Origin of the sequence: Halochromatium sp. (assembly GCF_046541315.1) — a bacterium.
Classification (GTDB): domain Bacteria; phylum Pseudomonadota; class Gammaproteobacteria; order Chromatiales; family Chromatiaceae; genus Lamprobacter.
Genome location: NZ_JBKHDN010000130.1, coordinates 1 through 7,930, shown reverse-complemented (window position 1 = coordinate 7,930; position 7,930 = coordinate 1). Strand labels below are relative to the sequence as shown.

7 protein-coding genes are annotated in these 7,930 nt (G+C 68.4%); 6 read left to right on the top strand and 1 reads right to left on the bottom strand.

Translation table 11 applies throughout. From position 1 onward, the window contains the following. The first annotated feature begins 63 nt into the window (after positions 1-63). Both ACLFQI_RS09505 and ACLFQI_RS09500 read left to right on the top strand, forming a co-directional pair. Positions 64-1,131: a quinone-dependent dihydroorotate dehydrogenase gene (locus ACLFQI_RS09505; protein WP_410758807.1), complete on the top strand. Its 1,068-nt coding sequence runs from the start codon at positions 64-66 to the stop codon at positions 1,129-1,131. Positions 1,132-1,215: 84 nt separating this feature from the next. Next, positions 1,216-1,572, top strand: coding sequence for a hypothetical protein (locus tag ACLFQI_RS09500; RefSeq protein WP_410758803.1), 357 nt, complete (start codon positions 1,216-1,218; stop codon positions 1,570-1,572). Here the strand turns inward: ACLFQI_RS09500 and ACLFQI_RS09495 are convergent. After that, positions 1,559-3,799, bottom strand: coding sequence for a hypothetical protein (locus ACLFQI_RS09495; RefSeq protein ID WP_410758802.1), 2,241 nt, complete (start codon positions 3,797-3,799; stop codon positions 1,559-1,561). The genes ACLFQI_RS09500 and ACLFQI_RS09495 overlap by 14 nt on opposite strands. 161 nt (positions 3,800-3,960) lie before the next feature. On the opposite strand from ACLFQI_RS09495, the gene ACLFQI_RS09490 reads away from it, so the two are divergent. From ACLFQI_RS09490 to hisH, 4 genes are all read left to right on the top strand, one after another. Beyond that, positions 3,961-5,004, top strand: a complete 1,044-nt coding sequence (locus ACLFQI_RS09490) for an FAD:protein FMN transferase (protein WP_410758800.1) — start codon at positions 3,961-3,963, stop codon at positions 5,002-5,004. 12 nt (positions 5,005-5,016) lie between these two features. Then, positions 5,017-6,114 (top strand): LPS export ABC transporter permease LptF, encoded by a 1,098-nt coding sequence (lptF, locus tag ACLFQI_RS09485; RefSeq protein ID WP_410758798.1) that lies wholly within the window; start codon positions 5,017-5,019, stop codon positions 6,112-6,114. A gap of 51 nt (positions 6,115-6,165) precedes the next feature. Beyond that, positions 6,166-7,155 carry a MerR family transcriptional regulator gene (locus tag ACLFQI_RS09480; protein ID WP_410758805.1) on the top strand — a complete coding sequence of 330 codons (990 nt, stop codon included), beginning with the start codon at positions 6,166-6,168 and terminating at the stop codon, positions 7,153-7,155. Positions 7,156-7,225: 70 nt separating this feature from the next. Further along, the coding region (gene hisH, locus ACLFQI_RS09475; RefSeq protein ID WP_410758796.1) for an imidazole glycerol phosphate synthase subunit HisH at positions 7,226-7,930 on the top strand (705 nt) is incomplete at its 3' end.

Genomic DNA, 7,930 nt, shown 5'->3' with positions numbered 1-7,930 from the left:
CCCTGAACCAGGCCTCAACGGGCTGAATCGAGAAGAACCATGTCGACAAAACCTGCACACCCGATGTCCGCAGGGGCTGGCCCTGTTGCTGAACCTGGGCAATGGTGGCGACTGTTGCGTCCGCTCTTGTTTCGACTCGACGCGGAACGCGCGCATGGGCTTGCCTTGGCGCTGGCCGCGCGTTGGTCACGGCACTTCAGCGGCCGGCTTGGCGCCTCGGATGTGGCGCGAACCCCGGCGCTGGCGGTGGACGCGATGGGCTTGCGCTTCCCGAATCCGATTGGGCTGGCGGCCGGGCTCGATAAGGATGCCGAGGCGGTGCCGCTGTGGCAGCGCCTGGGGTTCGGCTTTGTCGAGGTGGGCACGGTCACGGCCCTGGCCCAACCCGGCAATCCGCGCCCGCGTCTGTTTCGACTGCCCGCCGATGCGGCCTTGGTCAACCGCATGGGCTTCAATAACGCCGGCGCCGAGGCGATGGCGGTGCGCTTGACGCGCCTGCGCGAGCGAGATCTCCCGCAGGTGCCGCTCGGGGTCAATCTGGGCAAGTCGAAGGTCACGCCAGCCGAGCAGGCGGCGAGCGATTATCAGCGCAGTTGCGCCTTGCTCGCCGAGCTGGCCGATTATCTGGTGGTCAACATCTCGAGCCCGAACACCCCCGGTCTGCGGGACCTGCAAACCGTGGAGCAGGTCCGCGTGTTGGTGGATGCGGTGCAGGGGCCGAATCAACGTCTGCGCGATCCGCGGCCGGTGTTGTTGAAGCTGGCGCCGGATCTGGCCGACGCCGACGCCATCGCCTGTGCCGAGACGGCGATCGATGCCGGTTGCGCCGGCCTGATCCTCACCAATACGACGATCCGCTTCGATGGGCTCAAGACCGCGACCGCCGGCATGACCGGGGGCCTCTCGGGACGGCCCTTGATGGCGCGCAGCACCGAGCTGCTCGGGCATGTGCGCCAGGCATTGGGTGAGGGACCGGTACTGATCGGAACCGGCGGCATCTTCGCGCCCGAGGACGTGGCCGCGAAGCGCGCGGCGGGCGCCGATCTGGTCCAGCTCTATACCGGGCTCATCTATCGCGGCCCGGGGCTGGTGCGGCGGCTGTTGAGCGAATCGGGGGCTCAGCAACGGTAATGAGCATGGGCATGGGCACTGGAGGCAGTCGCCCATGATCCCCACAGTCTGTGCTCATCGAAGCAACGGAGCGGGAACACGACCATGCGGGATCGACCCCAAATCAAGACCGCGCTGCCGAAGCGGCGCTATCAGATCGGCGATCACACGGCGACGCTCTTAGGCGAGATCGAGAGCGACGACGAGCGCCACTATCGCTTCATCCTGGCGCTGGTGCCAATGGGGGAGCAGGAGCCGGTGCTCTATGTGACCAGCGAGCAGGCACCGGCGGAGCGGCGCGCCCAGGGCGCCTATGATCTGCGCGTGATCAGCGCCAGCCTGACCGATGTGCTCGACACCGGCGAGCGCTGGCAGCACTTGGATCCGTTCGCCGAGCAGGCGATCGATCTCGCGCAGCAGGTGCTTGGGCTGCGCAATCAGCAGGTGGTCAAGTTGATGTGACCGCTGTCGTCGGCGGGCTCGCTTGCTGGTGGGAGGCCGGCATCAGCAGCAGGGCGTCGAGCGCGGCGCGCTCGTCATCGCAGCGGCGGCGCAGCTCCAGCACGCTCGCGCGGCTGTCCTCGATGGCTTGCTGCAGCTGTTCGGCCTCCATCTCGAGCACGACGAGCCGGCCGCGCTGTTCGTCGAGCGTTTTCTGATCCGGCGCCAAGGCGCGTTCGAGGCGCCTGATGGAGCGCCGCAAGGCCCGCGCGCGCGCGGCCAGAGGTCCGAAAGGCCCCCGTGAACCGGTTGCCGCGCGCTGCTGTTGGAGGCTCGCGAGTTCAGCGCGCGAGGCCTCCAACAGGGGCTGCTTGGCCTGGATCTTGGCCTCCAGGGAGGCCAGCGTCTGCCGGGTCGCGCTTATCGCCTGCTGATTGTCGGCGTGGGTTTGAACCAGGCTCAGCTGCTGTTCGCGGGCTTGGCCGAGCTGCGCGCGGTGGTGTTCGAGCCGTTGCCGCAGCTCGGCTTGCTGCTGGCCGTGATGCTTGCGCTCGAGCTTGACCTGCTCAAGGGCCTGATTCTGGCGTTCGCGCTCCAACTGCAAGCGCTCGCGTTCGCGCTGCAGTTCGGTTTCGTCGCCGAGACGGGCCTCCATCTGCTTGAGCCTTAGGGCGAGTTCGTGCTCGCGCGCCTTGAGTTCGGCCTCGCGCTGGCGATGTTCGAGCGCGAGCTGATGATCGATGCCCTCGCGGCGACGGCTGAGCAGCTCGCGCTCGTGCGTATGGTCGGCATTGAGTCGCGCCAGATGCGCCTGGGCCTCGAGTTCGACGCGATGGTTGGCGACGAAGGCGGCCGGATCGCGCTCCCACTGCTCCCAGCGCTGCGCGAACTCGGCCGGCGAGAGTCGGCGCTTGGCGTCCTGAGGGTGCCCGAAGCCCGGGATATCGGCCAGGTCGCCGTTGATATAGTGGCGGTATTGAACCTGCACGGTCTCGCTGTAGTAGGCCTGCACCGCCGTCGGCTCGAACAGCTTGAGCGCGATCAACGCGAAGAACAGAACCCCAAGCGCGGCCTGGGCAAAACCTTCGACGGTCTCGAAATGCGGCACGTCCTGCTCGGCGCGGTCTTCCCGCAGCGCGTTCAGGGCCTTGGATTGCGCGGCAAAGGTAAGTTTGGGCGGCTCCGCGGGTGGCTGCTCGGCGGCGACCTCCTCGGCGATGCGCTCGCGCATGGCGCGCGCTTCGTCGCGCACCGCCGCCATGGCGTCATTCAGGGCGTTGCGGCGCTGGCGCAGCTCGTCGATGCGCGCCTCGCTCGGCGCGAGCCGCTCGGCCAGTTCGCGGCGCTGCTCGGCCAGGGCCTCCTCCAAGTCCTGTGCCCGCGCCTCCCACCGGCGCGCCTCCGGGCCATAACCCTGGGGCCGGCCGGCGCGCCCGAGCAGCTCGTCGCCGACCCGCTGGCGGGCCTCGGCGAAGTCCTGGACCAAGACCTCGATCTCGGGGCGGGCATCGGCGCTGAGCTGGTCGCGACGTTGGCGTTCCGCCTCCAGCTCTTCGCCGACGGCGCGCAGCTGTTGCTCGATGTCCTGAATGCGGGCGCGATAGTCCGCCTCGCGCTGCGCGGTGCGGGCCTCGATCTGTTCGCGCAGCAAGCGCTCGCGCTCGTCGTGGTAGCGTTCGACCTGCGCCTGATGCCAGGCCTCGATGTCATCGGCACGAATCAGCTTCTCGATGAAGGGCGCGGTGACATAGAGCGAGACGGCGACGATCGCGATCCGCACCAGCAGGCCAAGCAGCCAGCGCAGCCGTGGGCCCATGCCGCCCCGTTTGGCGCCCTGGCGCGCGTCTGGCCGCGCCTGCGCGCGCGGCTTCTCGGACATGATCAGGGAGGCGTCGAGGATCCAGATGACCGAGAACATCAACGCAAACAGGAACCCCCCGATCAAGGGCGCGAGCCAGGCCGTGGCCTCGGGCACCAACGAAAAGCCGACGGCGCCCCAGACGAAGCCTTCGAGACTGGCCATGAGCAGGATCACCATCCGCGCCGAGCCGATCCAGGCCGCCGCAGCGGGGGTCAGCAGCGCGCGCCCATAGGGTTGCAGCCGCAGATAGTCGCCGAGGCGAAGGGCGGGGCTCGTCGTGCCGGCATTGCCGCTTGAGCCGCCGAAGGTATCCTGTCGCTGTTGTTGCAAGGCGTTGCGCGGCGGCGTGAGGCCGCCGAATAGCGATGATTTGCCAGGAGCATTCATAATGGGCGGTCGGCTCGGTGGGCCGCGCTTGGTGACTGGGATCGGACCTCGCAGCCAGGTGATTTATTATAAGTCTGTCTCTCGAAACAGAATCCGGTGTTATCGTAATGATCGTCACGTCTGTCGACGAAGCTCGCTCGCCGCCTGCCCGCTCACTTTACGTGAAGTGCCGCTACCAGGTCTTGTGCGGGCTCTGTCTGCTGCTCGTCCTCGTCGGCTGCGGGCGGGAATCGGAACCGCGCGTGCTGGCGCTGCGCGGATCGACCATGGGCACGAGTTACAGCGTGCAGATCGTCGCGCCGCCGGCCGAGCTGGATCGCGACGCGCTCGCCGCAGCGATCGACGCGCGGCTGGCGGACATCAACCGACGGATGTCGACCTACCAGCCGAGTTCCGAGCTGTCGCGCTTCAACCATAGCCAAACCACCGACTGGTTCCTGGTCTCGCCGGAGCTGGTGGCGGTGGTCGCGGCCGCGCGGGCGGTGAGCGCGGCAAGCGCCGGGGCCTTCGATGTCACGGTGGGGCCGTTGGTGAACCTCTGGGGCTTCGGGCCGACGCCGAGCGCCGACGATCTGCCGACGGCCGGCGATCTCCAGGCCGCGCGCGCGCGCGTCGGCTGGCGGCAGCTCGAGGTGCAGTCGCAGCCGCCGGCGTTGCGCAAATCCCGACCGGATCTCTCTGTCGACCTCTCCGCGATCGCCAAGGGCTATGCGGTGGATCGGCTTGCGGCATTGGTCGAAGCGCACGGCATCGAGGATTATCTGGTCGAGATCGGCGGCGAGCTGCGCGGGCGCGGCGTCAATGGTCGAGGCGAGCCCTGGCGGATCGCGATCGAGCGGCCCGAGGCAAGCCGGCGCGCGGTCTTCGAGGTGGTCGCCTTGCGCGACATCGGCATGGCGACCTCGGGCGATTATCGGAATTTCGTCGAGATCGACGGCAAGCGCTATTCGCATACCATCGATCCTGCGACCGGCCGGCCGGTCGACCATCGACTGGCCTCGGTGACGGTGCTGGCGGATGACTGCATGCAGGCCGACGCCTGGGCCACCGCGTTGCTGGTGCTCGGTCCTGAACGCGGATTGGAGCTGGCCGAGCAACTCGGGCTGGCGGCGCTGTTCATCGAACACGCGCCCGCGGCGTCCGCCGGGGAGGCCTTCGTCAGCCAGGCCACCGCTGCCTTTGCGGCCCTCGGCGCTCGGCCCTGATGCGCCCTTGCAGTGCTTAGCGTCGCCGACCGTTATCTGTTCGCCGAGATCGCCAAGGTCTTCTCGGCCATCATCCTGACCCTGCTCCTGATCATGGCCAGCATGCTGCTGCTGCGCACCCTCGAGGACGTGAACCTGGGCGCCCTCGGCAGCGAAGCCGTGCTGCGTTACCTCGGCCTGCAGGTGCTGCGCGATACGGCGAGGCTGCTGCCGCCGGCGTTCTTCATCGCCGCCCTGGTCACGCTCGGTCGCCTCGCCCGCGATAGCGAGCTGATCGCCTTCGGCGCCTGCGGCTTCGGGCCGCTGCGGCTGTATCGTGCCTTCCTCCTGTTCGCGCTGCCGCTGTCGCTGATCACGGGCTGGTTTGCCTTGTTCGGTCAGCCCTATGCCTCGTTACAGATACAGCTCGTCGAGGACGCCAAGGGCGAGCGCTCCGCGCAAGTCGCCGGCCTGCGCGCCGGGCGCTTCTATCAGCAGGATGATGGCAACATCACCTTCTACGCCGCTCGCATCGACGCCAGCAATCGCTTGGAGGGGATCTTTCTCCAGGATCGCCGCGCCGAGATCCCCCGCCTCGTCATCAGCCGCCGCGGCCTCTATCAGCGCGATCCCGAGACCGGCGAACAGCGCGTCATCCTCGAGGAAGGCCGCCGCTATGACGGCATCCCCGGCAGCGCCGACTATCGCCTTGCCGAGTTCGATCGCTATACCTATTTCCTCGCTAACGAGACCCAGACCGAGGTCGAGCGCCGCCGCCGCGCCGCGCGTCCGACGCGCGAGCTGATCGGCTCGCAGTCGTTGCTCGACCGTGCCGAACTCGGACACCGCCTGGCCGCCCCCGTCGCCATCTACGCGCTGGCGCTGCTCGCGATCCCGCTCACCAGCCTGTCGCCGAGGCAGCGCGGCACGGCACGACTGCTGCTGGCGTTCCTGACCTATTTCGCCTTCTTCAACCTGCAGCAACTCGCCGAGAACTGGCTGGAGACCGGCGTGACCCCGGCCTGGATGGGCGTGCTCTGGTATCAGGTCGCGATTCTGCTGCTGGTCTATCTCAGCCTGGCGCCGGGCTCCTTCTGGGGCCGCCGGTTGTTCGATCGCTTACGGCGTTAGCCGCCCGGCATGCGTACCATGCTGAGCGATCACCGCGATTGTAAAGAGGATGTGGCCTTGACAGAGACCGAACAGCCGTTCAACGGCCAGACCTATCGGATCGGCGCGGTCGCCCGTCTGACTGGGATTTCGCCCGACACCTTGCGGGTCTGGGAGCGGCGCTATGCGGTGGTGGAACCGCTGCGCTCGGAGGCTGGAACCCGGCTTTACTCGGCGGAAGACGTCGGCCGCTTGACGCTGATCAAGCGCTTGGTGGATAACGGCGACGCCATCAGTCATGTCGCCGCCCTGACCCTGGTGCAATTGCAGGAGCGCTCGCGCGGGCTTGATCTGATGCCCATCGCCGATGCCGAGCGGCCACCCTGCCGGGTGGTCGTGCTCGGGCCGACGCTGCCGACCCTGCTGACGCAGGATGGCGCGCCCATGGCCATGCTCGGCGAAGGCGTCGAATTGGTCGGGGCCTTTGAGGACGAGCATCGTTTCCATGCCGCGATGGCCGACCTCAAGGCGGATCTGCTGGTGCTCGAGCGGGCGACGCTTCAGCTCGATCGCGTCGCCCAGATCACCGATCTGTTCACCGCCGCCGGCGCCGCGCGCGGCCTGGTGGTCTATGGCTTCGCGGCGCGCGCTGCGGTCGAGCGCCTGGCGTCGCAACGGATCGTCGCCAAGCGCGCGCCGGTGGACGCGGACGAACTCGCGCGCTGGTGCGCGGCCCTGCGCGGCAGCGAGAGGGCGCCGCCGCCGGAGACGATCCTCGACGGCATGGATCTGGCGGCGCCGATCCCCCGACGTCGGTACGACAGCGCCACCCTGGCGCGCATCGCGACCGCCTCGCCGGCGATCCGCTGCGAATGTCCGCATCATCTGGCGCAGCTGATCTCGAGCCTGGTCGCCTTCGAGCAGTACAGCCGCGAGTGCGAACACCGCAACGCCGACGATGCCGCCTTGCACGCCTTCTTGCACAGGGCGACGGCGCGTGCCCGCGCGACCATGGAGGCGGCGCTGGTGCGCGTGGTCGAGGCCGAGGGCATCGAACTCTGATCCCGGCCGCCGCCCGCCCGCCTGCTGCTACACTCTGGCTTCGAACGATTGCCCTGGCTGTCTCATCCCGATGATCTCACTCCTCGACTACGGCGCCGGTAACGTGCGCAGCGTGCGCAACGCCATCGCCAAGCTCGGCTGCGAGCCGATCGATATCCGCCGCCCCGCCGATATCCTCGCCGCCGACTATCTGATCTTTCCTGGTGTCGGCGCGTTCGGGGCGGCGATGCAGCGCCTCGACGCGCTCGGCTACCGCGAGCCGCTGAAGGCCTATCTGGCCGCCGATCGCCCCTTCCTCGGCATCTGCATCGGTTTGCAAAGTCTCTTCGAAGGCAGCGAGGAATCGCCCGGCGTGCCCGGGCTGGGGCTGATTCCCGGCCAGGTGCGCCGCTTCGCCGACCCGCAGCTGGCGGTGCCGCACATGGGCTGGAACGGCCTGCGGCCGCAACGCGCGGGGGCCTTGCTCGCGGGATTGGAGCGACAGCGCTTCTATTTCGTGCATTCCTACCATGCCGAGGCCACGGCCGAGAACGCGGACTGGACGCTGGCCGAAACCGACTACGGCGGCGCCTTCATCAGCGCGGTCCAGCGCGGGCGTGTCGCTGCGGTGCAGTTCCACCCGGAAAAGAGCGGGGCGGCCGGACTCGAGGTGCTGCGACGCTTCCTCAGCGGCGAGGCGGTTCTACCGGCGGCAACGGCAGGTGCCGCTGTCGCGCATGAGCAGTCTCATGGCCACCCGTCCGCCATTGGCGCTCGGTCGAGCCAGGCTGGGCCG